Source organism: Burkholderia sp. Ac-20365, assembly GCF_017104715.1.
Taxonomy (GTDB): Bacteria; Pseudomonadota; Gammaproteobacteria; order Burkholderiales; family Burkholderiaceae; genus Paraburkholderia.
Map to the genome: position 1 here is coordinate 179,891 of NZ_JAAGPI010000008.1, position 25,000 is coordinate 204,890.

At 62.5% G+C, this 25,000-nt stretch carries 20 protein-coding genes; 4 read left to right on the forward strand and 16 right to left on the reverse strand.

Annotated features, from left to right (window positions below; genetic code table 11):
* Positions 1–28 precede the first annotated feature (28 nt).
* The 6 genes from rhaS to rhaM all read right to left on the reverse strand — a co-directional run bounded on the left by rhaS (position 29) and on the right by rhaM (position 6,048).
* Positions 29–1,036, reverse strand: coding sequence for a rhamnose ABC transporter substrate-binding protein (rhaS, locus tag G3O01_RS16920; protein ID WP_205806286.1), 1,008 nt, complete (start codon positions 1,034–1,036; stop codon positions 29–31).
* Between the two features lie 67 nt (positions 1,037–1,103).
* The gene (locus G3O01_RS16925; RefSeq protein ID WP_205806287.1) at positions 1,104–2,132 is read right to left on the reverse strand and encodes an ABC transporter permease; all 1,029 of its coding nucleotides are present in this window, start codon (positions 2,130–2,132) and stop codon (positions 1,104–1,106) included.
* Positions 2,125–3,186, reverse strand: coding sequence for an ABC transporter permease (locus G3O01_RS16930; RefSeq protein WP_205806288.1), 1,062 nt, complete (start codon positions 3,184–3,186; stop codon positions 2,125–2,127). The genes G3O01_RS16925 and G3O01_RS16930 overlap by 8 nt, the downstream gene beginning before the upstream one ends.
* Complete coding sequence (locus tag G3O01_RS16935) at positions 3,183–4,727, reverse strand: sugar ABC transporter ATP-binding protein (RefSeq protein ID WP_205806289.1); 1,545 nt, start codon at positions 4,725–4,727, stop codon at positions 3,183–3,185. The genes G3O01_RS16930 and G3O01_RS16935 overlap by 4 nt, the downstream gene beginning before the upstream one ends.
* 53 nt (positions 4,728–4,780) lie before the next feature.
* Positions 4,781–5,674, reverse strand: a complete 894-nt coding sequence (locus tag G3O01_RS16940) for an amidohydrolase family protein (RefSeq protein ID WP_205806290.1) — start codon at positions 5,672–5,674, stop codon at positions 4,781–4,783.
* 47 nt (positions 5,675–5,721) lie between these two features.
* On the reverse strand, positions 5,722–6,048 hold the full coding sequence (gene rhaM, locus G3O01_RS16945) for an L-rhamnose mutarotase (RefSeq protein ID WP_205806291.1): 327 nt from the start codon (positions 6,046–6,048) through the stop codon (positions 5,722–5,724).
* Between the two features lie 149 nt (positions 6,049–6,197).
* Between rhaM and G3O01_RS16950 the strand changes: the two genes are divergently transcribed.
* Positions 6,198–7,166, forward strand: a complete 969-nt coding sequence (locus G3O01_RS16950) for a LysR family transcriptional regulator (RefSeq protein ID WP_205806422.1) — start codon at positions 6,198–6,200, stop codon at positions 7,164–7,166.
* Positions 7,167–7,912: 746 nt separating this feature from the next.
* Here the strand turns inward: G3O01_RS16950 and G3O01_RS16955 are convergent.
* The 4 genes from G3O01_RS16955 to G3O01_RS16970 all read right to left on the reverse strand — a co-directional run bounded on the left by G3O01_RS16955 (position 7,913) and on the right by G3O01_RS16970 (position 12,106).
* Positions 7,913–8,695: an SDR family NAD(P)-dependent oxidoreductase gene (locus G3O01_RS16955; protein WP_205806292.1), complete on the reverse strand. Its 783-nt coding sequence runs from the start codon at positions 8,693–8,695 to the stop codon at positions 7,913–7,915.
* Positions 8,696–8,725: 30 nt separating this feature from the next.
* Complete coding sequence (rhmD, locus tag G3O01_RS16960; protein ID WP_205806293.1) at positions 8,726–9,904, reverse strand: L-rhamnonate dehydratase; 1,179 nt, start codon at positions 9,902–9,904, stop codon at positions 8,726–8,728.
* 40 nt (positions 9,905–9,944) lie between these two features.
* On the reverse strand, positions 9,945–11,273 hold the full coding sequence (locus tag G3O01_RS16965) for an MFS transporter (RefSeq protein WP_205806294.1): 1,329 nt from the start codon (positions 11,271–11,273) through the stop codon (positions 9,945–9,947).
* 80 nt (positions 11,274–11,353) lie between these two features.
* Positions 11,354–12,106 (reverse strand): SDR family NAD(P)-dependent oxidoreductase, encoded by a 753-nt coding sequence (locus G3O01_RS16970; RefSeq protein WP_205806295.1) that lies wholly within the window; start codon positions 12,104–12,106, stop codon positions 11,354–11,356.
* Between the two features lie 1,207 nt (positions 12,107–13,313).
* Between G3O01_RS16970 and G3O01_RS16975 the strand changes: the two genes are divergently transcribed.
* Positions 13,314–14,099 (forward strand): hypothetical protein, encoded by a 786-nt coding sequence (locus tag G3O01_RS16975; protein WP_205806296.1) that lies wholly within the window; start codon positions 13,314–13,316, stop codon positions 14,097–14,099.
* 66 nt (positions 14,100–14,165) lie between these two features.
* Here G3O01_RS16975 and G3O01_RS16980 read toward each other — a convergent pair whose 3' ends face one another.
* From G3O01_RS16980 to G3O01_RS16990, 3 genes are all read right to left on the reverse strand, one after another.
* Positions 14,166–17,054, reverse strand: a complete 2,889-nt coding sequence (locus tag G3O01_RS16980) for a CHAT domain-containing protein (protein ID WP_205806297.1) — start codon at positions 17,052–17,054, stop codon at positions 14,166–14,168.
* 64 nt (positions 17,055–17,118) lie between these two features.
* Entirely contained in the window at positions 17,119–17,871 is a 753-nt protein-coding gene (locus G3O01_RS16985) for a hypothetical protein (RefSeq protein WP_205806298.1), read from the reverse strand.
* A 196-nt stretch (positions 17,872–18,067) separates the two neighbouring features.
* A complete protein-coding gene (locus G3O01_RS16990) occupies positions 18,068–18,652 on the reverse strand; it encodes a hypothetical protein (protein ID WP_205806299.1) in 585 nt (194 codons plus the stop codon).
* Positions 18,653–18,865: 213 nt separating this feature from the next.
* Between G3O01_RS16990 and G3O01_RS16995 the strand changes: the two genes are divergently transcribed.
* Together G3O01_RS16995 and G3O01_RS17000 are read left to right on the forward strand one after the other, a co-directional pair.
* The gene (locus tag G3O01_RS16995; RefSeq protein ID WP_205806300.1) at positions 18,866–19,945 is read left to right on the forward strand and encodes a toll/interleukin-1 receptor domain-containing protein; all 1,080 of its coding nucleotides are present in this window, start codon (positions 18,866–18,868) and stop codon (positions 19,943–19,945) included.
* A gap of 341 nt (positions 19,946–20,286) precedes the next feature.
* Positions 20,287–20,952, forward strand: a complete 666-nt coding sequence (locus G3O01_RS17000) for an NAD(P)H-dependent oxidoreductase (RefSeq protein WP_205806301.1) — start codon at positions 20,287–20,289, stop codon at positions 20,950–20,952.
* Between the two features lie 57 nt (positions 20,953–21,009).
* On the opposite strand, the gene G3O01_RS17005 is transcribed toward G3O01_RS17000, so the two are convergent.
* From G3O01_RS17005 to G3O01_RS17015, 3 genes are all read right to left on the reverse strand, one after another.
* Positions 21,010–22,185, reverse strand: coding sequence for a porin (locus G3O01_RS17005; protein WP_205806302.1), 1,176 nt, complete (start codon positions 22,183–22,185; stop codon positions 21,010–21,012).
* 302 nt (positions 22,186–22,487) lie between these two features.
* A complete protein-coding gene (locus tag G3O01_RS17010) occupies positions 22,488–23,621 on the reverse strand; it encodes an amidohydrolase family protein (protein WP_205806303.1) in 1,134 nt (377 codons plus the stop codon).
* Positions 23,618–24,922 carry an MFS transporter gene (locus tag G3O01_RS17015; RefSeq protein WP_205806304.1) on the reverse strand — a complete coding sequence of 435 codons (1,305 nt, stop codon included), beginning with the start codon at positions 24,920–24,922 and terminating at the stop codon, positions 23,618–23,620. The genes G3O01_RS17010 and G3O01_RS17015 overlap by 4 nt, the downstream gene beginning before the upstream one ends.
* Between the last annotated feature and the right edge of the window lie 78 nt (positions 24,923–25,000).

A 25,000-nucleotide genomic window follows, 5' to 3' on the forward strand; every position in this document is an offset into this window, starting at 1 on the left:
GCTTTTTCTTTGGAGAATGCGAAGCGCGTCAGAAGTTGAAATTGTCGATATTGCTCGCGTCGAACGTGGTCGGCGGTCCGAGAATGATCTCGCCTTGCGCACCGATCGTGCGCTTGCCGAGCTTGCCTGCGTCGAACGATTCACCCTCCTTGCCCGTGATCGAACCCGACGCGAGACTCGCCGCTGCATATGCGGCGAGATAACCCAGTTGACCCGGATCCCACAACTGGAACGCCTTCACCGTGCCGTTCTTCACGAACGCGCGCATCTGGTTCGGCGTGCCGAGGCCCGTGACGGCAACCTTGCCCTTGCTCGACGATGTCGAGATATAGCGCGCCGCAGCCGCGATGCCGACGGATGTTGGCGCAACGATCGCCTTCAGGTTCGGGTACGCCTGCAGCAGACCTTGCGTCTCGACGAACGACTTCTGGTCATCGTCATTGCCGTACGCGATCTTCACGAGCTTCATCTTCGAATACTCGGGCTTCTTCAATTCCTCCTGCATCCACTTGATCCATGTGTTCTGGTTCGTCGCATTTGGCGTCGCGGAGAGAATCGCGAATTCGCCCTCGCCGCCCATCAGTTTCGACACGAGCTGGATCTGTCCGCGGCCAATGCTTTCCGCGTTCGCCTGGTTCACGAACAGCTGGCGGCCTTCGGGCGCCGTATCGGAATCGAACGTCACGACCTTGATGCCTTGCGACATCGCCTTCTTCAGATACGGCACGAGCGCGTTGGCGTCATTCGCGGCAATGACGATCGCGTCCTGTCGCTGCGTCGTCAGCGTGTTGATGTACGACACCTGCGACGACGCGCCCGCGTCCGACGGCCCCACCACCTTGCCCTGCCCCTTGAACTCCTTGATTGCCGCCATGCCGCCGTCATCGGCGATCACTTCGTACGGGTTGTTGATCTGCTTCGGCACGAAAGCGATTTTCAGATCCGGCTTGAGGCCGGCTGCGGACGCGGCGACGCTCACGCCCAGCAAGGCCGCGCAGAGCATCATCGCTCCCGCGTGACGCAGTGGTTTGTTCATCTGTTGTCTCCTGGTGGTGGATCGGACTGTTGGCGTCCGGTTGGATTGAACGACTTTACATACGGCGTTATGACGTTGTCGGTTTCGTCAGCGTTTGAGCGGCGATCAGCTTGCGGTCGCGCATTGCACGCCAGCGCGCGACGAGATTCGGAATCAGCACGGATGCCAGCAGCAGCGCGCCCGTGACGATGGTCAGCGTTTCGCTGGAGACGTCGTCAAGCGTCAACGCGTTCTTCAGCACGCCGATGATCAGCAGCGACAGCAGCACGCCGACCATCGATCCGCGTCCGCCGAAAATACTCACGCCGCCGAACAGCACCGCCGCAATCACCGACAGTTCGAAGCCCTCGCCGTTGTCGCCACGCGCGCTCGTAAAACGCAGCGTGTAGACGATGCCCGCCAGCGCGCTCATGAACCCGGACAGCACGAACAGACGCAGCCGCACTTTCGCGACCTCGATGCCCGAGAACGCGGCCGCCGTCGAATTCGCGCCGATCGCATAGAGGCTGCGGCCGAACGCCGTCGCCTGCAACAGCACGGTGAACAGCACCGCACACACGATGACGATCACGAACGGCAACGGAATGAAGGTGCCGAACAGCGTGTCCATGCCGAAGGCCGTGTAGCCTGCCGGAAAATCCGCGACGGCCTGATCGCCGAGCAGCACATACGAGAGCCCGCGAAACAGCGCGAGCGTGCCGATCGTCACCGCGAGCGACGGCAGATTCAGCTTCACGATCACGAGCCCGTTGAAGAGGCCGGCAATCATGCCGAACAGCAGCACCAGCACGATCAAGACGGGCATCGGCAGACCCATGTGCCAGAGCACGCCCATCAGCGCGCTCGATGCGCCCAGCACCGACGCCACGGACAGATCGATCTCCGCCGCGACGATGATCAACGTCATCGGCAACGCCATCAGCGCGATCTCCGTCAGATCGGCGAGCACGTTGCTGATATTGGCGCCCGTTAGAAACACGGGCGACAGCACGCGCCCCAGCACGAGCGACAGAACCAGCACGACAACCAGCAAGGTTTCCCAGCGCAGCGGCGTTTCGCGCTTGCGCGTGAGCAGCGCGGAATCGGGTTTAGCCATGATCGCGTTTCCTCATCATGCGTTTGGCGACGGAGCGTGCGAGCAGCGTGTCGGCCGCAATGGCCGCGACGATCAACGCGCCTTCGATGGCCTGCTCCCAGAACGGCGACACGTGCAGCACGACGAGCGCGATGCTGATCACGCCTAGCACCAGCGCACCGAGCGTCGCGCCGAGTATCGTGCCGACGCCGCCCGTGATCGCGACACTGCCGACCACGGCCGCCGCCACGACCTGCAGTTCGATGCCCTTGGCGGTGCTCGCATCGACGGTGCCGAAACGCGCCAGCCACAACGCGCCCGCAAAACCCGCAATTGCGCCCGACAATAAAAAGCCCGACATCACGCGCCGCTCGACGTTGACGCCCGCAAGGCGCGCCGCCTCGGGGTTCGAGCCGATCGCGTAATGCTCACGGCCCGCACGGAAATGCTTCAGATAGAACGACAGTGCGAACAGCACCACGGCAGCGATCAGTGCGAGCGTCGGAATGCCGAACACGACGCCTGTCGCGAGACGCGAATACGCCTCGGGGAGACTTGTCGCGTTGATCTGTCCGCCGTGCACCCACGCGTAGTCGGCGCCGCGGAAGATGTAAAGCGTAGAGAGCGTCGCCACCAGCGACGGCACGCGCCCAACCGCGATCAGCAACGCATTGATACCGCCTGCTATGAGCCCGATCGCGACGCCCGCAACCAGCGCCACCAGCACGGGCATATGAGGAAACGCGACGTACAGACTGCCGACGGCATACGCGCTGATGCCGACCGTCGAGCCGACGGACAGATCGATATGACGCATCAGGATCACTACCGTCATGCCCGCCGTCAGCAAGCTGATGATCGACACGTTGAGCAGCACGTCGCGCAGATTCTGCAGATTCAGGAACTGCGGCCTTGCGAGCGACGTGCCGAGTATCAGCAGGATCAGCACGACGAAAAGTGTCGTTTCGCGGCTTTTCGCAATCGTGCCAACGATACCGCCCGGCCCTGAACGCGTGCGCTGCAGCGGCGGATGCTCGATCGATGCCGCGTGTGGATGTGTCGAATGCCGGATCATGCTGCGCGCCCCAGTAGTGCCGCCGATTGCCCGAGTGCCGCACTCATGATGCGCTCCTCGCTCGCGTCGGCGCGTGAAATGTCCGCGCTGATACGGCCTTCGTGCATCACGAGCACGCGGTCCGCCATGCCGAGCACTTCGGGCAGTTCGCTCGAAATCATCAGCACGGCCATGCCCTCCTGCACGAGTTCGCTGAGCGCGCCGTACACTTCCGCTTTCGCGCCGACGTCGATGCCGCGAGTCGGTTCATCGATGATCAGCACTTTCGGGCCTGTTGCAAGCCATTTTCCGAGCACGACTTTCTGCTGGTTGCCGCCTGACAACGTGCCGACGGGTGCGGACGGATCGCTTGCTTTCAGCCGAAGCCGCGTGCCCCAGCGTGTCGCGAGTTGTGTTTCGCTGCGTGACGAGATGAGACCGTGGCGCACCAGACGCCCGAGCACCGTCATCGACGCATTGCGCGCGATGCTCAATTCGAGCGCCAGCCCTTGCTGGCGGCGATCTTCGGGCACCAGCGCAAGGCCCGCACGCACGGCGACAGCGGGATTACCGGTTGCGAGCCGCTTGCCCGCGATATGCACTTCGCCCGAATCGATCGGATCGATGCCGAAGATCGCACGCGCCACTTCGCTGCGGCCCGCGCCGACCAGACCCGCGAGCGCGACGATCTCGCCCGCGCGCACGTCGAACGAGACGTCCTTGAACACACCGATGCGCGTCAGGTTGCGCACCGACAGACGCACATCGCCGGGCTTCACATCGGCCTTCGGATAGAACGTTTCCAGATCGCGGCCCACCATCTTCGCGACGACGGATTCCGTCGTCATTTCCGAGGTCGGCGCGTCGAACACCTTCGCGCCGTCGCGCATGATCGTGACGTGCTGCGTCAGTGCAAACACTTCATCGAGCCGGTGCGTGATGAAGAGGATCGCGACATCGCGCTCGCGCAGCTTGCGCACGATCGTGAAGAGCCGCTCGACTTCGGGCAGCGACAGCGCCGCAGTCGGCTCGTCCATGATGAGCACGTTCGCGTTCAGCGACAGCGCCTTCGCGATCTCGATCACCTGCTGATCGGCAATCGAGAGCCCGCGCACGAGACGATCCGCGCGCAGATCGACACCGAGCGACGCCAGCAGGCCATCGACTTCCTGGCGCATCGCATCGTGCTGGATGCGGCCGAAGCGATCGACAGGTTGCCGTCCCATGAAGATGTTCTCGGCAATCGACAGATCGAAGAACAGCGTTGGTTCCTGATAGATGACCGCGAGGCCCGCATCGCGCGCTTCGGCGGGCGTCGCAAAGCGGCGTTCCACCCCGTCGATGCGCAACTCGCCTGTATCGGGTTGATGCACGCCCGCGAGGATCTTCACGAGCGTCGATTTGCCCGCGCCGTTCTCGCCGAGCAGCGCATGCACTTCGCCCGGCCACAGCGCGAGTTCGCCGTCCGAGAGCGCACGCACGCGCCCGAATGTTTTGCTTGCGTGCCGCAGTTCCAGCCTGGGCACGGTTTCAGTGTGTTGCTCCACCCTGTTCTCCTTCATGCTGCGACGGCGCGTTATTCGAGGTTGCTTCAGATGCCGCTTCAGATACCCCTTTAGATCCGGTAGAAACGTTCCGCGTTGCGCACGAAAAGCGCGTCTTTCTCCGTATCGCTCGCTGCGCCGACGATCGACGCATACGCACGCCACAAGTCGGCATACGAGCCGAACTGCCTGTCTACCGGAAAATTCGATGCGAACATCGCGCGCTCGACGCCAAACGTATCGATCGTTTCGAGCACATAGGGCCGCAGGCTTTCGACGGTCCATTGGTGATCGAACATCGCAAGTCCACTGATCTTCACTGCGACGTTCGGGCATTGCGCGAGCGTCTTCATCCCTTCGCGCCATGCGCGATAGCCCGCCACGCTATTGCGGTCGACGAACATGCCTGTGTGATTGACGATGAATTGCATGTCGTGATGCTGCGTGGCAAGCGCAGCCGCTTCTTCCATCTGCGACGGATAAAGCTGCATGTCGAACGACATGCCGTGCTTGCGCAGCAAGCTGAAGTTCTCACGCCATGTCGCTTCGCGCATGAAGTGACGCGCGCCATAGTCGTATAGCTTGTCGTGATGTACGTTGAGGATTTGCCGCACGCCGCGCGTGTTGGCGAATGCCGCGTGTCGTTCGAGTACTTCGGCCGCGTTATCGGCGGAGAAATCGACAGCTGCGACGATACCGTTGGGCATCGACCGCGAGCCTTGTGTGTCGGCAACCGATTGCAGCCAGCGCGTTTCTTCGACGGGATCTTTCGGATCGTGATTCGCCTCCACGTGCACGCACTTGAGCAGTTCGATATCGCCTGCGTCCTCGAGCAGATCGGCGATCAGATAGTCGTGCTTGAGCGCGCGTGCATCGCCGACAAACGACACGCCAGGATTGGCGAGCCACGGGTAGTGATGCGTCTTCAGATCCCACAGATGCATGTGCGGGTCGACAACTTTCATGGCGCGTCCTTCGTCGCCGGCGCGCGTGCGCCGCGAGCGTTCGCGAATCAGTGGAAGGGATGCTGCAGTTCAAATACTGGAACGAGCGCCTGCTGAAACGGCGTATGGTCGGGCGCCGTCTGCATGATGTCGGCCATGTAATCCCACCATTTGCGCATCACGGCGAGCTCGGGCAGACGCTCCATCGAATGATCGACGCTGCGCGTCAGTATCGCGAACAGATGGTGCGTGGTTTCGTCGAGAAAGATCCGGTAATCGCGCACGCCTGCGTTGTGCAGTGCATCGACCAGTTCCGGCCAGATCTCGCGATGCCGGCGCTCGTACTCGTCGCGCATGCCGGGGTTCAGGACCATCCGGAAAGCGATTGTCTCCATGCCGGGCTTGTCTCCAGTGTCTTCGATCACTTGTTCTTGCCGCTCTCTAAGGAAGCGTCTTGATGCGACTATAATTCGGGCGTCGATAGCATCTCAATCCGTTGTTGGGATTGGGCGATACTCAAACCGAATCGCACCGCCATCCGCTCATGAGCCAGAACGCTGCCAGCATTGCCCTCGTCAACCGGCTCAAGTTCAAGCATCTTGCGCTGCTGGTCGCGCTCGACGACGCGCGCAACGTCCACCAGGCCGCCGATGCCATCAACGTCGCGCAGCCCAGCGCGAGCCGCATGCTTGGCGATATTGAAGAAGCATTAGGGTTTCTGCTATTCGAGCGCAACGCACGCGGTATGCAGCCGACACCGCTTGGCGTTGTCACACTCGCCTATGCGCGGCGAGCGCTTGCCGATCTGACGCGTTTTGCCGAAGACCTTGATGCGAAGCGCAAGGGCGGGCATGGGCAACTCACGGTTGGCGCGATCATGGGCGCCGCGCCCGATCTGCTCGCAATGGCTGTGGCTGCGCTCAAGACTGAACGGCCGTTGTTACATGTATGCATTCTCGGCGAGACGAGCGATCAGGTCGTGCAATTGCTGCATCGCCGCGAAGTGGATCTGGCGCTTGGGCGCTTGACGGATCCCTTGCAGCACAATGTGTTCAGTTTCGAGCCTCTGGCGCGGGAGACACTTGTTCTGGTTGTGCGGGCCGTGCATCCGCTGGCTGGGCGGTCTTCCGTTTCGCTGCGCGAGTTGATGGAGTGGCCCTGGGTGGCGCAGCCGATTACGAGTCCGGCTCGTGTGTTGTTTGAGGAAGAGCTGGCGCGAGCTGGGTTGGGGACGCCGGCTAATCTCACCGAGTGCGCTTCCATATTTGCTACGTTGCAGTTGCTTGAAAATTATGATGCTGTCGCGATGTTGCCTGAGTCGGTGGTTCGCGATCATGTGCGCGGGCGGCTTCTTACGGCGCTGCCTGTGGAGATTGGCAAGAGCCTTGCCGGGTTTGGCATTCTTACCCGCAAAGGAGAGGCTCTTGCTGAGCCTGCGCAGCGGTTTGTTGAGCTTTTGCGGTTGCATTCGCAGCGGATTGCTGGGGTTGATTCTTTGGTTGTTGCTGGTTAGGGGTTTTTGTTTTGTCTTGCGACGCTTTGTGTGGTTTGCTTGGGTTGTCGCTGGCATCCGCGTTTTGTTTTGCCTTGTTCACGCGTCGCCCCTGTGCGGGGCGGCACTTACTTTCTTTGCCGCCGCAAAGAAAGTAAGCAAAGAAAGCGGGCTAACACCGCCCGTTCTTGACCTCCGCCTGAGGGCCCCCAACAGTTCCTCCGCTTCAAACGGCAACCTGCTCTTCACCACCCGTTGCCAACGCTCTTACTGAGCGCCTCACCCACTTCAATCACCCGTTGCGCCACCGGCGGCAGCTAATGGTTTGCGCCGCCCAGGTGGCAAACTGTGTGTAGGTCGTAGTGCTTCACACCTCATCGTTCTTACGACACCGACCGTGTTTTTCAGTCCGGAGTGAAGCGCATATGCCGCGAAAGCCTACACACAGTTTGCCGCTATAGAACGGGAGCGATTTGATCGCGCGTGTGGCGACGCGGGAGTGTGAAGCGGGTGAGGCGCTCAGCAAGAGCGTTGGCAGCGGGCATCGAGAAGGGAGATGCCACGAACAGGACGGGGCCGTCGGGGGCCCGCGGGCAAACGTCAAGAACAAGCGGTGTTCAGCGGCTTTCTTTTGCCTACTTTTCTTTGCCGCGGCAAAGAAAAGTAGGTGCCGCCCCGCACAGGGGCGACGCGTGAAGAACCGATAACAAAACGCGGATGCCAGCGAAAACAAAAGCAAACCACCCAAGCGTCGCCAAGACAAAAAACTACTGCAGATTCACAAACAACCCACCATCCACCAACAAGGCGGCGCCAGTAACATACCGAGCCCGCTCGGAAGCCAGAAACACAACACAGTCAGCCACATCCTCAGGCTGCCCCAGCCGCCCCAACGGAATCCGCTTCTCGAAGTAAGCCTTCTTGGCCTCATCGCCGAGGTCTTCGGCATTTAAGTCTGTGGCAATAGTGCCAGGCATCACAGAGTTACACCGAATCCCATAAGGCCCAAGCGCAATAGCGCATGACTGCATCAATGAATGCACACCCGCCTTGGTAGGCGTGTAATGCGTCTGCATCCCACCGCCCACAAGGGCACTAATAGAACTCGTCGCAACGATCGCGCCACCCGTGCCCTGAGCCTTCATCTGCTGCGCCGCAGCCTGCGTGACAAAAAACGCCCCGTTCAGATTGACAGCGACTGTCGTCTCGAGAACATCGGCCGGCATGTCGAGAAACGCATGAAACGGGCAAATGCCCGCATTGCTTGCAAGTACATCGACCTTGCCGAACGCCTCGACCGTGCGGCGCACAAGCTCACTACCCGTTTCCCGCGCGGCTACGTTGCCCTCGACGGCAATCACCCGACGTCCCAACGACTCGATCTCTCCAACCACTTCTTCGACGGCGGAACGCCGGTTATAAGAAGCATCGTTGTCGCCCCAGTAGTTGATCGCCACATCGGCGCCCTCTTTCGCGCACGCGATGGCAATCGCGCGTCCGATGCCGCGCGAGCCGCCCGTCACGATTACCGCCTTGTCTTTCAGCAGCACTTGCTTCTCCTTATCGAAGCGTCGCTATGTTCAATGTTGATATGGCCGCTCGAGCTTGCACTCCGGGTTCAGCCGAACACCGAAGCCCGGCGTATCGGGCACCTTCATGCGCCCATTAACGGGCACCGGCTCATCGAGCAGCAGCGGCGTGAACATCGGCACGACCTGGTCGGCCTTCGGCGCCATCATCAGAAACTCCGCGAACGGCGAGTTGTGACGCGTGACGACGAAGTGATAGCTGTACACCGACGACCCATGCGGCACCACCAGCACATTGTGCGCGTCGGCAAGCGCCGATATCTTGATCAGTTCGGTGATGCCCCCACACCAGCCCACGTCCGGCTGGATCAGATCGCAGCACTCCATTTCGAGCAGCATCCTGAAGCCCCAGCGCGTCGCCTCGTGCTCGCCCGTCGATACCATCATGCCCCGCGGCACGTTGCGGCGCAGTTCGGCGTATCCCCAATAGTCGTCGGGCGACAAGGCTTCTTCGATCCACTTCAGCCCATACTCGTGCGCGGCCTTCGCGAGCTTCGTTGCATACATAACATCGAGACTCATCCAGCAGTCGTACATCAGCCAGAAGTCGTCGCCGACGCGGCTGCGCATCTCCGCAAGCTTCTCGATGTTCTTCTTCAGCCCTTCCTCACCCTCGGCCGGATTGTGCTGCAACGGCAGCTTGCCGCCGATAAAACCCATCTGCTTCGCAAGGTCGGGCCGCGCACCCGTCGCATAGAACTGAAGCTCGTCGCGTACCGGACCGCCCAATAGTTGATACACGGGCTCCTTGCGCACCTTTGCGAGCAGGTCCCACAGTGCGAGATCGACGCCGGAAATCGTGTTGAGCACCACGCCCTTGCGTCCGTAGTAAAGCGTCGAGAAGTACATCTGATCCCACATCTTCTCGATGTCGGTGACGAGTTGTCCTTCCAGAAAACGCGCCAGATGTTTCTCGACGATGAACGCGCCGATCTCGCCGCCCGTCGTCACCGCGAAGCCGACGGTGCCGTCGCTCGCCTCGATTTCGACGACCAGCGTCCCCAGCACGTTGATGCCGAACGATTGCCGGCTTTGCCGGTACTCGGGGTAACGCGCCATCGGCGTCGAGATGTGGTCGTCGATCCAGTGTCCGTCGGCCTGATCGTGATAGTCCGCGCCGCCGCCGCGGACGACGAAGGCACGCACGTGCCGGATAGTGGGCATCGCCATGTTCTAGAGCTCCGTTCGTGGGTTGCGCGCGCCGCGCGTGTCAGCGGGCGCGATGAATGGGTTGCGGGAATGCGGGCGTGTCGCGCGCGGTATCGCGTCGCACCAGCGTGCCGATCAGCAGCGCCGCCAGCAGGCTTGCCACGCCCAGCAGCAGCAGACCCGCCGAAGTGGACTGGAACGCATGCTCGGCACTCGTGCGCAGCGTCGGCGCGATGAAACCGCCGAGGCTGCCAAGCGAGTTGATCAGCGCGATACCGCCTGCCGCTGCCGCGCCCGTGAGCAACCGCGTCGGGAAAGTCCAGAACAGCGGCTGCGCGGCGATAAAGCCGCTTGCCGCGCAACACAGCGCGAGCAAGGCGACGAGCGGACTATGCGCGAGACCCGATGCGCCGATCCCGCAGCCCGCGAGCACCAGCAGCACGACGGCCCAGCGCCGGTGCGTGCCCGTCGCGTCGGCGCGGCGCGGCACGAACCAGGTCAGCGCGAGCGCGCAGATCCACGGTACGGCGGCGACCAGCCCGACCTTCAGGCCAACCGACTCGCCCATCAGCGCCGCGACCTGCTGCGGCAGATAAAAGATCACGCCGTACACGCTCATCTGGATCAGCAGATAGATCGCCGACAGCAGCAGCACGCGTTTGTCGACCAGCGCCGCGAGAATGTTGCGCGGGCCGTGTGCGGACGCGGCACGCGCATCGTCGTCGAGCGCGGCGCTCAGTGTCTTGCGCGCCTGCGGCGTGAGCCAGCGCGCGTCTTCGGGCCGATCGTCGAGATAGAAGAACGCCCACACGCCGACCACCGACGCCAGTCCGCCTTCGATCAGAAACAGCCACTGCCAGCCGGCAAGGCCAAATGCGCCATGCAGATCGAGCAGCAAGCCCGACAGCGGACTGCCGAACATGAACGCGAGCGGCGCGCCGAAATAGAACACGCCAACGGCGCGCGCCCGCGCCGATTGCGGAAACCAGCGCGTCAGGTAATAGATCACGCCGGGGAAAAAGCCCGCCTCGGCGACACCGAGCAGGAAGCGCAGCGTATAGAACGCCGTGGCCGTGTGCGCGAGGCTCATCGCCGCCGACACGAGGCCCCATGTGACCATGATCCGGCACATCCACAGGCGCGCGCCGACCCGATGCAGCAGCAGGTTGCTCGGCACTTCGAAGAGCGCATAGCCGATGAAGAACACGCCGGCACCGAACGCGAACGCGGCATTCGAAATACCCGTATCGTGCTGCAAAGCCTTTTGCGCAAAGCCGATATTCGCGCGGTCGAGAAACGCGAGCACGTACATCAGCAGCAGGAACGGCAATAGCCGCCGCATGACCTGACTGACGATGCCGTCGAGGGTATCGGATGAAGTCCCGTTCATCTTGTCTCCGTTTGGCCTTCGTGCGAAGGCGCGGGCGGCATGCGTGTGCCGCCTTTTTGTGTTCGTGATGGCGCGACTGATCAGTAAGTCGCGCGGCCGCCCGACAGATCGAACACGGAACCCGTGCTGAACGCACAGTCTTCCGATGCCAGCCACAGGATCAGCGACGCCGCCTCATCGGGCAGCAGGAAGCGGTTCATGGGGATTTTGGAGAGCATGTAATCGATGTGTTCCTGCTTCATCGAATCGAAGATTTCGGTTTTTGCGGCGGCGGGCGTGACGGCGTTGACGAGGATGTTTTTCGTCGCCAGTTCCTTGCCGAGCGATTTGGTGAGGCCGATCAGCCCGGCTTTCGACGCGCTGTAGTGCGACGCGTTCGGATTGCCCTCTTTACCTGCTACGGAAGCGATATTGACGATGCGTCCATAGCCTTGCTTGAGCATCTGCGGCACGACTGCGCGGCATGCCAGATATGGGCCGATCAGGTTGACGTCGATGACCCGGCGCCACACTTCGGGATCGAGTTCCCAGGTCGTGCCATTGCCGCCCGTGATGCCTGCGCAATTGATCAGCACGTCGATCGCGCCGTGTGTGGCGAGTGTCTTGCTGACGGCATCGTTGATTTCGGATTCGCGGGTTTGATCGACGGTGATCGCCGAGACTTTGCCGAGTTCGCTGAGTTCGCGCTGGCTGCGCTCCAGCCGCTCGGCGTCCACGTCCCAGAGCGAGACGGATGCGCCTGAGTTCAAGGCGCGCTGCGCGACCGCGTAGCCGATACCCCGCGCGCCGCCTGTAATGACGACCACGCGGCCCTCCAGATCGATTTTGTTCATCGCTGCGCTCCTGTGCGTCTCATGCGCGGTGTTGCCTTCGCGCGTTTTTTCGTTATCGTTGCCGCGGGATGAATGCGGCGCTCCATGTGCGCAATATAAATCGATGACCGATTCGGGAACAATTCGAGTGTTGGATGGGGTGATAACAAATGTGAATCAGTTGGGGTTGGGGTTGGGGTTGGGGTTGGGGTTGGGGTTGGTGTTGTTGTTGTCTGCGACGCCTGGTTTTGGTTTTTTTTGGGTTTTCGCTGGCATCCGCGAGGGGCCGGCGCGGCGTAAGCCTTGATTCGGTTTGCCCAGGTTTTCGCTGGCATCCGCGATATGACTTACCCCTTCACGCGTCGCCCCTGTGCGGGGCAGCACCTACTTTTCTTTGCCGCGGCAAAGAAAAGTAGGCAAAAGAAAGCCGCTGAACACCGCTAATTCCTGTTTCCGCCTGAGGGCCCCCAACAGTTCCTCCGCTTCACACGGCGTTCTGCCATTCACTGCCCAATGCCAACGCTTTGAACAGGCGCCTCACCCACTTCATGCTCCCGCGTCACGGCACGCGTTGTCGAATTGGACACGTCCTATAGCGGCAAACTGTGTGTCGGATTTCGCGGCGCATGCGCTCCACTCCGGACTGAAAAACACGGTCGGTGTCGTAAGAACGATGAGGTGTGGAGCACTACGACCTACACACAGTTTGCCACCTGGGCGGCCGTAACCATTCGCTGCCGCTGGCGGCACTACGGGTGATTGAAGCGGGTGAGGCACCGGTTCAAAGCGTTGGCAACGGGCATCAACCGGAGCGGTTGCCATGTGAGGTGGAGGAACTGTTGGGGGCCCTCAGGCGGTGGTCAAGAATTGGCGGTGTTAGCCCGCTTTCTTTGCTTACTTTCTTTGCGGCGGCAAAGAAAGTAAGTGCCGCCCCGCACAGGGGCAACGCGTGAACCAGGCAAAACATAACGCGGATGCCAGCACAAAAAACCAAAAACACCACCCCAAGCGTCGCAAGACAAAAAAACCAAATGTGCTCTCCCGAACGCTTCAAACAAAAACCCCCTCCCAACCGCAACGCTTGACCTACCCTGAGTGAACGTGCCGCACACAGGCACACCCAGTCGAGGCCCATCCGCGTCCCTGCCGACGCAACCGTGCCACGACCCCAATCACCCCACGCCCGCCCCATCGCCCGACTGATCTCATTGCCCACGGGAGTCTCATCATGTCCACTCCAACCGCCGCGCAAGCGGCCGCGTTCGTGACCGACGCCGAATTGCCCACCGTGCAGCGCCGCCGTGGCGCCGAAACCGATACGGCCAATCCCCCGCCCGACTTCGACGCCGCCAAAGACCAGGCGATCGTCGCCGGCTCGGGCGTCGTGTCGTTCAAGGCGGGCATTCCCGCCCCGCGTCGCCAGGCTGTCGCGGACTCGCTGTTGCTCGCGCAACTGATCCTCAAGCACAAAGGCATCTCGCCCGACGATACACAAAACTGGTATCACGGCTACGGCAGCGTGCTCGCGAATCTCGGCTGGCTGGTCGAAACCTGCGAGATGACCGACTACGTCTCTGGCGAAGCGGGTCTCGATGTGCACGAGGCAATCATGGCCGTCGCCGCCGTGCTGCTCGGCCCGGGCGCCGTCGCCGCCGCGCCGCTGATCCAGGCAACCCTCAAGGCGCTGCAGTCGATGGATACGTCCACGCCGTGGATCACCCTCTTCAATCGCGAAAGCCGCCGTGCGAATACCGCCAGCTTCCAGATCGCGCTCGCGGAGCCGGACGACAACGGCGACCTCACGGTATCGCTGATGGCGTTCTCGCTGGCCGCGAGCATGACCGTCACGCAAGTGCTGTTCGTCAAGGTGAAAAGCAACGAGGCCAACCTGAAACGCTTTTCGACGACGGCCAGAATCAACCTGTCCGTGCTCGATTCCGTGCAAGGCACGCTGCAACAGAAAGTGGCGGCCTTCACGAGCAGCTATCTGAGCGCGCTGCCCGATCTGTCGTGACGTCAGCACCCGGCCGCGCGGCGCCTGACGCGCGGCCGGGTTTGCGACAATTCATTCAGCGCCGCGTCAGTCCACCCATTTGCCGAGCATGTCCAGCAACTGCGCGACAGCTGCCTTCTCCGCATCGCTGGCGGAGGCCTGAGTCACGTACCGGTGCAGCACGAAATCGCACTGATCGAGCACGGAACTCCAGTTGCTTCGAGACGGCACGCGCGTGTGCAAGTCGTCGAAATTCGCGCGAATCGCGCCCAGGTTCGTGTCGAGCTGCTTCGCCGCAAGGCTCTCATAGATGCGCAACTCGGTGCCCGCCGAGATGTTCCAGAAGTCGGGATCGTCGTGCGCCTGCTGTTCGAGCATGCGCCTCAATCGCGCAACGGAATCCGCGTCGAACCCGCTGATGCTGTCCGCACCCATGCCGAGCATCAGTTCGGCCGCGAGCCGGTTGATGAGCGGATAGAAGGTCGCCGCGCTGCCCTGCGCGTCGCCGAGCTGCTCGGCTTCACGATACAGCGCGAGCATCGTGCCGATCGCGGTGGATTCCGCATCGGCGTTGCATGCGAGCCGCTCGACGAGCGCGATGCGCTTGTACGCCGCCGCGCAGATGCTCAGGCGCTCGACCGTGCGCCGCACGGCCAGCAACGATTGCAGCAGGCGCAGGCTGGCTTCGATCTCGCCGCGCGCGCCGTCGATATCCGCCGCCGACGCGCCGCCCGGCTGCACCGCCTTCGCCTTCAGTGCGGTCCACGCGATCTTGCCTTGCAGGTTCGCGAGCTGATCGGTGGCGGCAAAGGTCGTGCGGCCATCGCCGAGACTGACCGCCTGCTGGAGCCACGCGACAGCCTTGTCGTCGTCCTTCCATGCCGACCACGCGCGGCCGTACGCTTCGGCGACGTCGCCCTGCGCGCCCCAGCGCCGGCCAAACCGGTCGTCGAGATATTGCAGCCGCTGCGTCGAGCCCGTTGCCTCGAAGCGCGCATTGGTTTCGAGTTCTTCGAGCGCGAGCATCAGCGAAACGGGCGACGCAATGCCCGCATAGCGCTCTTCCGGCGCACGCTCGCGCCCGCTCGTGCTGCCTGCCGCTGCCTCCAGCGTCCAGTTGGCGTCGCCGTAGCACTGGTACGCGGCCCACGTGTTGCCGCCGCACAGCCACGCGGCATCGCGCGCGGCGGCCACGGCATCGAGAAAGCGCTCGCCATCCAGCAGCCTCGCGTAGAACGTGGTGGCGAATTTCTGCGCGGGATCGTCGTCGACGGCCCAGCCTGCCGCGATCACGCACTTCACGCCGATACGGATCAGCGCCTGGGCGACGTTCGCGGCATAACGCGGCCGGTCGTACGCGGGCTGACTGGCGTCCTTCAGCAATTGATCGCCGCTGCGCGCGGCCAGATAGCAGCAGTTGACGAACACGAGTTCGGGCGTGCGCTGCAGCATGCCGATCTCGCGCGGCCCGAGATAGATGCCGTCCGACAGCACCACGCCGCGCAAGCGGTCGTCGCCCGCGTTGATGGGCGTGGTGTCGTCGGCGGGCGGCTCGCCGTGACCCGAGATGTGCAGCACGCGCCAGTCGTGCTCGAGCAGCGTGCTGACGATCGTGCGCGCGTCGGGGCCGCGCTCGCCGTCCGAACGCGCGACCAGCCGCGTCACGCTCGCCGCACCGTTGCCGCCGATCAGCATCTGCGCGACCGCGTCGGCTTCCTGGCGCGCGCCCGGCAGCGCGGGATAGTGCGGATCGTTCACATACGGCTCGCCGATCACGAGTATCTGCGCCTCGCGACTCGCATCGTCGACGCGATGCCGGAAATCGCCGATACGCAGCTTGCGCAGCAGCTTCGCGCGTATCGCCCACGGACGCGGCGAGTCGACGTTGCGCTGCGGCGCGTTCGCAGCGGTGTCGAGCATCTCCCACGGAATGCCCGCCGTGCCGCTGTCCACTTCGATCTGCATCTCGGAGCCGCCCGCGAGAAACGGCCGCATTTCGCGCGGCACGATCAGCTGATAGAGCACCTGGCCGATGTTCGCGTCGTCGTTGTCCGCGCTCGATGCCGCCTTCACGAGTTGCGCCAGCAGCCGCCCTTGCGTCGCCGTCGCGCGAACCTCGGTGCGTGCGCGGCGGGTGTCGAGCGTATAGACGATGTTGGTCTCGCCCGTTGCGTCGATCTGCGTGACGGCGCTGATCAGGTCGTAGTCCGCGCCGCGATAGCTGCTGTCGAGCGGCCGTTTCAGGCCGCCCGTGCCCTCGCTCACCGCGCCGTCGATGTCGTAGCAGTCGGGGCTCGTCTGCTCCAGTAGCTTGAGCGAGCGCCACGCTTCCGTCGAACGGTCCATGTACAGCTCGATCAGCCGCAGATGACCGACGCACGGCCAGTCGGTGCGCGCGAGGCGCAGGTTCGCATCGCGCACGCCCTCGGCAACCAGCCGCGCCGCCTGCCCGGCCGCGATGCCCGAGCCGCCGCTGCCGATCAGCGTCGCCGCGAGCACGAACGGTGCCGCGCCCTGCGGCGCGTTTTCTGCGAGCCGCTGCGACCACGCGATCACGCCGAGCCGCACGGTCGTGACCAGATCGCTCGCACGCAACTGCCCTTCGCTGCCGAGCCCGACCACGATCAGACCGGCGGGACGCGGCAGCCGGAACGGATGCGGCGAACGGAAGCCCGCGTTGACGAACACCTGCTGCGTGCCGATCAGTTGCGGATAACGCCCGAGGCGTATCGACGTGCTGAGCGCGCCGCCGATCAGATCGTCGACCACGCGCTCGACGCCCGTCAGCGACGCATCGCGATAGTGGCCGAGCAGCAGCGCTTCCTGCACGAACTGCAGGTTGCCGTTGACGACGCTGACCTTGAGCGGCTTCGCGTCGCACGCGTCGTCCGCATTGCCTGCCGTGGGTTCCGTTTGCGGCTGCTGCGGAAGTCCGGCAAGCACTTCGGGCGGCACGGTCGTTTCGATGCTTTGCACGCTTCACTCCGTCGGGCGAGGCGCTCGACCAGACGCGCCGATGGGGGTTCAGCTAATGAACGAATCAGCCCAGCCCTTCTTCGAACAATAGCGCTTCCAGTTCGCGCCGTCGCACGAGACCTTGCAGGTTCGGCTGGTTGGCCCACAGGCGTTTCATCGATCGGAACTGCGTCGGGATATCGGCGAGATTGCCATTGGCGACGTCGGCGGCGATCGCGCGCATTTCGGTGTAACGGTCGCCCTGCGCGCCGAACGAAGGACCGCGGTTATAGACCAGCGACACCAGCGCGCCAAGGCAATCCGGCTTGAGCTGATCCGCTTTCGGCAGCGCAGCGATGGTTTGCGCGATCGTGCGTTGCAGCGTGACCTGCCGGAACACCATGTTCGCGCCCGCGAACGGCACGCTCGCCGACTTCACGCGCGGCAACGCCTGTTGCGCTGCCGCGCCCTTCAGACCGCACACGCCCTGCAGCAAGGCGACGTCGGCGGGCGCGAGTTGCGCTGCGCTCCAGTCGGCGCTCATGCGCTGCGCGTTCACGTAGCCCAGGTCGTAGCCGAGACCGATCGTGCAGCCCGACTGCCCTTGCGGCCACACAGGGTGCACGTAGAGCCGGTTGTAGGTCGCTTCGCTGGTGACTTCGAAGGTGATGATCAGCTCGATCGCCTTGTCGGAGATCGGCGGCAACGCAGCGCGGCGCACGGGCAAAACCGTTGGGTTCGCGTCGTCGTACTCCTTGCGCTCTTCGTTCAGATCCGTGTCGGAAACCAGTTCGGCAGACGAGATGGTCTGCGCAAGCAACGTGTCGAATGCACTCATGGGGGAACTCCGGACATGCGCAATCAAAGCGCGGTCAATCAGGCGCGTGTACGCCAATAGATGTGCGCCTGAGAGATTGGCCGGTTCGTCCAGGCATCAATGAGGATAGCAAAGCACACTGCAATGCCAAGACGAGTTTGTGCGCACTGCGTGGTGCCGAACAGAAGGCGATTTATGTCGATGCTGATTCCGTCGCTCACATGCCCGCTGCACGGAGCAGTTCGTTGGTGTCGATTCTGCGCACTTCGCCATGCAGCGCCTCGATGGCTTTCACGAGATCGTATGTGCCGCCCGGTCCATCGCCGCGTTGCCCATCCCAAACGCACAACAGGCGGAAGGCGCTGGCGCGGATTGCCCGAGCCTCCGACAGCATCAACCAGTTGTTGCGCGTGAAGGAGTCGACGCCTTCGGGCAAAGCGCCCGTTACATCATCTGCAAGAATGGTCCCCGTTGTTTCAGTCACGCGTCGATATACCGCGACCCAATGCTCGCCGCCCGGCGCGACGGATTGCTCGATGAACCTGCGTTCGTCGAACGGCAGATAGATGCGAAGCGTCATTTGCCGTTCAAGCGCCGCGCTCGCGAACAGCAGATCGCTGCCGCACGCGCCGCTGCACAGTCCGATATCGCGCGCGCCCACACCGAGCGCGTCCAGTTCACGCGCGATCGCCTGCGCGACGGACTTTTCGAGCCGCGCAGGAAACCGCTCGGCGCCACGATCCCGCGCGTCGATCATGTGACCGCAAAAGAGCACGACCTGATTGGCGCAGTCGGGCTTCATCGGTGTTCGCCTCGTGATGCGTGACATTGCGCGCCATGCGCGACGATGACACGGGTACGTGCTTCGGATCGCGCGGTCGGTTGGCGCGCGCACATTCCTTCTTCATTGCTCGCAGCATGACGCTAACAGGACGCAGTTTGCTCTGCTTTAATGAAAGAGCATTTGAATCGCAGCATAGGCTCGCCGTTCAACCCGTGAGGGAGGAATCGTTCAATGCGGCCCATCTTCATCAGTTACCGGCGCGACGATACGGAAGGCCAGGCGGGTCGCCTGTTCGAGTCGCTGCGCGAAATTTTCGGCGAACACATGGTGTTCATGGACGTCGCGACGATCGAACCCGGCGCCGATTTCCGCCGTGCGATCGAAACGAACATCGACAAGTGTGCGGTGCTGCTATCGCTGATCGGCAGAAACTGGCTCACCGTCATGGATCGCGAAGGCAAACGGCGGCTCGACAATCCGAACGACTTCGTGCGGCTCGAAACGTCGTCGGCGCTCAAGCGCGGCGTGAAAGTGATCCCCGTGCTGGTGCAAGGCGCGACGATGCCGCAGGAAGCCGACCTACCCGCCGATATCAAGGATCTCGCCTACCGCAATTCCGTCGAGCTGACGCACGCGCGCTGGGATAGCGACGTGCAGCTGCTGATCAACGCGCTGCGTGTGCATGCCGGCGATGAGTCGACAGATCCGGCGGCGCCAGCCGGAAACGGCCGCTCGCGGCGTAACGCAAATGCGGACGGAGGCGGCGGCAGCCACAAGCGCATGTGGACGATCGGCGGCGCAGTAGCGGCCGTCGCGCTGATGGGCGCCGTCGTGCTGAAAATGTCGGGCCCCACGCACGAGCCGAAATCGGACACGGCCTTTGCATCGGAAACCATGCCGGCAGCACCGGCATCGTCGGTGACTATTCAGGCCAATAACCAGGCCAATAACCAGGCCAACAATCCGACCGGAAATCAGAACGGCGACCAGATGGTATCGAAGAAGGATTTGCAGCGCGCCGCGCATGAGCGCGGCGCGTGCGTGAAGCCCTTTGTCTGGCGGCAGGCACAACCGCGCGACAAGGTGTGCGTGTCGCCCGACACGCAAGTGCGCATCCTCGCCGAAAACCGCGCCGCCAGCGACAACCGCTCGCCGACGGGCGGCAACTATGGCCCCGACACCTGCAAAACCGGCTTCGTGTGGCGCAACGCATTCGACGGCGACACCGTGTGCGTGTCGCCCGAATCGCGCGACCTGACGGCCGAGGACAACGCAAAAGGGCCGTCGCGGATCGTGAAGCTGCCCAACTAGCCAGGCGGACACGCCCCAGCCGTTTCTTCAGCAGCAAAAAAAGCCCCGGATTCTTGCGAATCCGGGGCCAATCCCATGTCAAGGAGTTTTCATGGAGGAGACGGTTTCATGTTAGCGCCGCCTCGCCCACCCGCCAACGAAGCCTTTTGCACAAGCAATCCACGCCGGCGCGCGCAGCCGATAACCCTTACGCCGTTATATCGTTAGAACAAAAAGTCGTTTCCCGCTGGTACGATCGGTCACTAACATGGCGGTTCAGGTCCAATGGCCGTTCGCATGGAAACAGACGCATCCGTCGCACATGCATCCGGCCGGCCGCCACTGCAGCAAGGAGCTTGAAGTTGACCCGTTTCGACCAGAACCGCCGTCCGCTCGTGATCGGCATCGGCGGCACCACGCGCGCTGCATCGTCCACTGAACGCGCGCTCGGCTTCGCGCTGCGCGGCGCGGAACACGCCGGCGCGCGCACGCGTCTCTTTGGCGGCACGTTCCTGCACAGCCTGCCGCACTACGCGCCCGAAAGCACGCAACGCACCGACGAACAGATCGAATTGATCGAAGCCGTGCGCAGCGCCGATGCGCTCATCATCGCGACGCCCGGTTATCACGGCGGCGTGTCCGGCCTCGTGAAGAACGCACTCGACACACTCGAAGAACTGCGCGCCGACGAGCGCCCGTATCTCGACGGCCGCGCCGTCGGCTGCATCGTCACCGCCTATGGATGGCAGGCAGCCGGTTCCGTGCTGACGTCGCTGCGCTCGATCGTGCACGCGTTGCGCGGCTGGCCGACGCCGTTCGGCGCGGGCATCAATACGCTTGAAACGCGCTTCGAATCGGCCGATACGTGCTCGGATCCGAAGGTGGTCGAGCAACTGGCGATGGTCGGGCAGCAGGCCGCGCAATTCGCGCTTGCATTTCGCTCGCAGCACGCGGTTGCTTCGTCGGTGAATGAAGCCGATGACACTGACGCAGCGCGGCCCAAGCGGATTCTCGCGCTGGCGAACTGACGTTTCTGTTTTTTGCGCCCCCGGCACGCATTCCGTGCCGGAAGCCGGCACGCGTTTTCAGAACATCTTGCGCAAACCGATGGCCACGCCCAGCTGGTTGGTCCGGCCGACAGTGTTGGTCGGAACACCGGCCGAGTCGGTGCCGCCCGGATAGTCGGCGGAAAAGGCACCCGTGCCGCGCGCCCAGTCCGTGATCGCGTAGACCTCCGACTGCCTCGAAAACGAGTATTCGGCGAGCACGGTTGCCGACTGGTTCACCCCGACGCCGAGCGAGCCGTCAAGCCGTTCAGCATTGCGCGCATGCCCGTAGTAATAGGCAAACGTGAACAGCAATGCTGGCATCGCTTTCCAGTTCGCGCCGAGGTAATACGTGTCGTCGATTCGATTGGGGCTCGCGCCCGGCAGCTTCGGCGAACCGGATTGCTGCATGTTGCTGTCGGTCAAACCCGTCTGATCCTGCGCGTGCAGCCAGCCGGCCAGCAGGCGGATATCGTGCGTCACCTGATACGCGCCGCTGATGTGCAGGAACGTATTCTTCGCGCCATTGATCGTGCTGCCCACGCTCGTGCCCGTCGCGGTACCGAGCGCCGACGTCGGCACGGAGACCTGCTGATAGCCGGCGTTGAGCATCGCCGGGCCGAGCGTGTAGGTCAGTTCCACCGCGTAAATCGAGCCGATGCCGAGCGCGCCCGCCTGATTGCTGAAACCGTACGCGGCATCGATTGCGAGGTTGTAGAAGGTGCCCTTGTACTTGACCGCATTGTTGATTTCCAGGTAGCCGCCGATGCCGTTGTACGGCCAGCTGTTCTGCCAGTAATTGCCTACCGTCAACGGATCGAAGATATCGCCTAGCGTGTCGTACGCGGGTGCATATTGGTGGCCGAAGGTCAGCGCGCCCCACTTTTCGTTCGACAGCCCGACGTAAGCTTGCCGGCTGAACAGTGTATCGGGTACATGGAGCTGGCCGTCGAATGCTTCAAAGCCGTTTTCGAGGTGGAACACGGCAGACCAGCCATCGCCCAGATCTTCACTGCCTTTCAAGCCCCAGCGGCTGTGGGTTTCCGGACCGGACGTCATGGAAACCTGATCCTTGCCACCGGGACCGGCATTGGTCTGATAGCGGATCGCTTCATCGACAATGCCGTAAAGCGTGACCGAGCTTTGCGCAACGGCCGGCGAGATGGCGACACCAAACAATGCGCCAGCCGCACTCGAAAGGACGATTTTTTTCATTAGCGATCCACAGTAAAGGGTGAGCCGACTGGATCATTTCTTCCGCGGGATCGAACAGGCAAGATCGTGAACGGCAGCATAGCCCGTCACTATGTCGAAGCCTAGCGTTACGTCATCGAGTGTTGCTTATTTGCTGTGCCGTGTAGCGACGTGTGAATCGACGTGTGAATCGTCTGGTGATTCAGTACTTGAGGTGAACTTTTCTTTGTATAAAACCGGGCTGCAAATGGCAAGTTCCAAAGCAAAAGAAACCTGGCTTCGTTGATGCCAGAAGATGCGATACGCAGCCCGTCGTTGCACAATCACACGAGGCGATACACGTTGCTCACCGTGCCTCTAAACAATGCTTCGCGTTCGTCGTGACCCGCCTGCGCAGTGAGCCGTTTGAACGCATTCCATCCGTTGGCGTACGGATAAGAACCTTTGTCCACCGGGAAATTGCTTTCGAACATGCAGCGCTTTGCGCCGAACAGTTCGATGCACGTTTGCATCCATGGCTTCCATGCTTGCGCAAGCTGTATCGATGACGGCGGACGCTCGCCCTTCTCGAAGTCGAAGCCGTTGATACGCATTCCGAGCCCGCCCACTTTCACATACACGTTAGGCAATTGCGCCAGTTCGCGCATCGACCGCGACCAGCTGTCGAATACTTCCTTGCGCTTGTCCTCATAGCTCGCGATACGCACCACACCGCCGCAATGATTGATGATGACGGGCATGTTGGGATGCGCCTTCGCGAGATCGAACAGCTCCGGTAATTGCGGAAAAAAAAGCCACGCATCGTATGACAGACCGAGTGCATCGAGTTGCGCCACACCCGCGCGATAGTCGCGATCGAGCAGCAATCCGCGTGGACCCGCTGAAAGTGGATTGACCAGCGTCGGGTCTGCATCCCAGGTGACCAGATGGCGCACGCCGCGGAACCGGCCTTGTCCTGCCTGCAAGTGCGCTTCGAGCACTTCGCGCACGGCTGCGCCGCGACGCAGGTCCGCATAGCCGACGATGCCCTTCGCAACCTGCGGTCGACCCGTTTGCAGCGGCCCGGTCACGCCGCTCACGTACTCCGTCTCGCCGACAGGGCGCATGTCTTGCGGCCCGGACTGCCGGTAATGACTCAACCCCTGCATGAACACCGATGCCGTGATGTTGTGGCCCGACTGTGCATCCTGAAGATACTCGTCGAGCAGATACGTCCATCCCGGACGATCATAGAAATGATGATGGGCGTCGATAACCGGCATGTCGGGCTCGAGCGCCGCTTCCGTGCCGGAGGCGAGCCAGTCGGCTCGAACGGGCAGATAGTTACTGGTCGCACTCATGGAACGCGTCTCTTCTTTGGCGAAGGCTTGTGTGGCAGCGAAGGCAGGCATGGCAAGCGATGCAGCGGCTGCCTGCAACAGCTGGCGTCGGCGGAGTGAATGCAGCGTAGCCGTCATGGTTGCTCCCGATTGAACGCATAAAGCGAGAGCGTCAGCAACGTCGTCAGGCCAAGCACGATGGCAAGACCGAACATCCCCGCCGCGTAGGTGCCGAAGCTGTCCTTCAGATAGCCCACCAGATACGGACCCGCGAAGCCGCCCAGCGCACCGATCGAATTGATCAGCGCGAGGCCGCCCGCGGCTGCCTGGCCGGACAGGAATCGTGCGGGCAGCGTATAGAAAATCGTGCGCCCTGCAATCGTGCCGATCAGCGCCAGCGTGATGCCGACCATCGCGGGCAACAGTTGATGAAAGTAGGTCGAGACGCCGAGCGCGATGGCACCCACCAGCAAACCCGCGGCGAGATTCGCGATATGTCCGCCGCGCGCGTCGACGCGTTTCGCCCACCAGAGCAATGCGATCGTCGCGAAGAAGTACGGCACGGCAGACACCCAGCCCGTTTGCGTCACGCTCATGCCGTGCGCTTTCAGCATCTGCGGCAACCAGATGCCGATGCCATACGAACCCATCGTGAAGCCGAACGAAATCATCGCGAGGATATAGACGCGCACATCCTTGAGCGACGCGCGAAAATCCTTCTTCTTTTGCGCGGACGATCCTTCGCGGTCGAAGGCGTCCTGCAACGCGAGGCGTTCTTCACGCGACAGCCATTCGGCATCGGCGGGCTTGTCGGCAAGCATCTTCAACACGAGGTAGCCGAGCACACACGCGGGCAGACCTTCGACGATGAACATCCATTTCCAGCCCGCGAGACCGAGCACGCCATCCATTTGCAGCAGCCACGACGACAACGGCCCGCCCACCAGCGACGACAGCGGCGTCGACACGGTGAACCAGGCGAGCACACGTGTGCGGTAGCTGGCTGGAAACCATACCGCCAGAAAGAAGATGACACCCGGAAAGAACCCGGCTTCACCGATACCAAGCAGCAGACGGATGACGTAAAAGCTGGTCGGCCCGACAGCCAGCGCCGTAGCAGCCGCCATCACGCCCCACGTGATCATGATGCGCGCCAGCCAGCGCCGCGCGCCGAAACGGTAGAGCGCGAGGTTGCTCGGCACCTCGCAGATGCAATAGCCCGCGAACATGATGCCCGCGCCCCAGCCGAACTGCGTGGCCGTCAATCCCAGATCGCGGTTCATCGTCAGCGCGGCGAAGCCGACGCTCGTGCGATCCAGATAGTTGAAGAAATAAGCGAGTGCAAGCAGCGGAATGAAACGCCACGCGGCTTTTCTGACTGCCTGCTGTTCGAGTGTGGCGGACGTATCCGCCGTCATGCCCGAGGAAATAGATGTCATTGTCGTCTCCAGACAACTCATGGTCCGAGCCTGACCGTGTCGGCTCAGCGTCGTGTTGCTTGTGCGGTGATGGCGTGC

Bases quoted from the DNA above. Each gene is read 5' to 3' on its own strand.
- G3O01_RS16970 (WP_205806295.1), bottom strand. From the start codon at position 12,106: ATGAACAAAATCGATCTGGAGGGCCGCGTGGTCGTCATTACAGGCGGC.
- rhmD (WP_205806293.1), bottom strand. From the start codon at position 9,904: ATGGCGATGCCCACTATCCGGCACGTGCGTGCCTTCGTCGTCCGCGGC.
- G3O01_RS16965 (WP_205806294.1), bottom strand. From the start codon at position 11,273: ATGAACGGGACTTCATCCGATACCCTCGACGGCATCGTCAGTCAGGTC.
- G3O01_RS16990 (WP_205806299.1), bottom strand. From the start codon at position 18,652: ATGAAGCCCGACTGCGCCAATCAGGTCGTGCTCTTTTGCGGTCACATG.
- G3O01_RS16985 (WP_205806298.1), bottom strand. From the start codon at position 17,871: ATGAGTGCATTCGACACGTTGCTTGCGCAGACCATCTCGTCTGCCGAA.
- rhaS (WP_205806286.1), bottom strand. From the start codon at position 1,036: ATGAACAAACCACTGCGTCACGCGGGAGCGATGATGCTCTGCGCGGCC.
- G3O01_RS16995 (WP_205806300.1), top strand. From the start codon at position 18,866: ATGCGGCCCATCTTCATCAGTTACCGGCGCGACGATACGGAAGGCCAG.
- G3O01_RS16935 (WP_205806289.1), bottom strand. From the start codon at position 4,727: ATGAAGGAGAACAGGGTGGAGCAACACACTGAAACCGTGCCCAGGCTG.
- G3O01_RS16925 (WP_205806287.1), bottom strand. From the start codon at position 2,132: ATGGCTAAACCCGATTCCGCGCTGCTCACGCGCAAGCGCGAAACGCCG.
- G3O01_RS17015 (WP_205806304.1), bottom strand. From the start codon at position 24,922: ATGACATCTATTTCCTCGGGCATGACGGCGGATACGTCCGCCACACTC.
- G3O01_RS16940 (WP_205806290.1), bottom strand. From the start codon at position 5,674: ATGAAAGTTGTCGACCCGCACATGCATCTGTGGGATCTGAAGACGCAT.
- G3O01_RS17010 (WP_205806303.1), bottom strand. From the start codon at position 23,621: ATGACGGCTACGCTGCATTCACTCCGCCGACGCCAGCTGTTGCAGGCA.
- G3O01_RS16950 (WP_205806422.1), top strand. From the start codon at position 6,198: ATGAGCCAGAACGCTGCCAGCATTGCCCTCGTCAACCGGCTCAAGTTC.
- rhaM (WP_205806291.1), bottom strand. From the start codon at position 6,048: ATGGAGACAATCGCTTTCCGGATGGTCCTGAACCCCGGCATGCGCGAC.
- G3O01_RS17005 (WP_205806302.1), bottom strand. From the start codon at position 22,185: ATGAAAAAAATCGTCCTTTCGAGTGCGGCTGGCGCATTGTTTGGTGTC.
- G3O01_RS16975 (WP_205806296.1), top strand. From the start codon at position 13,314: ATGTCCACTCCAACCGCCGCGCAAGCGGCCGCGTTCGTGACCGACGCC.
- G3O01_RS16930 (WP_205806288.1), bottom strand. From the start codon at position 3,186: ATGATCCGGCATTCGACACATCCACACGCGGCATCGATCGAGCATCCG.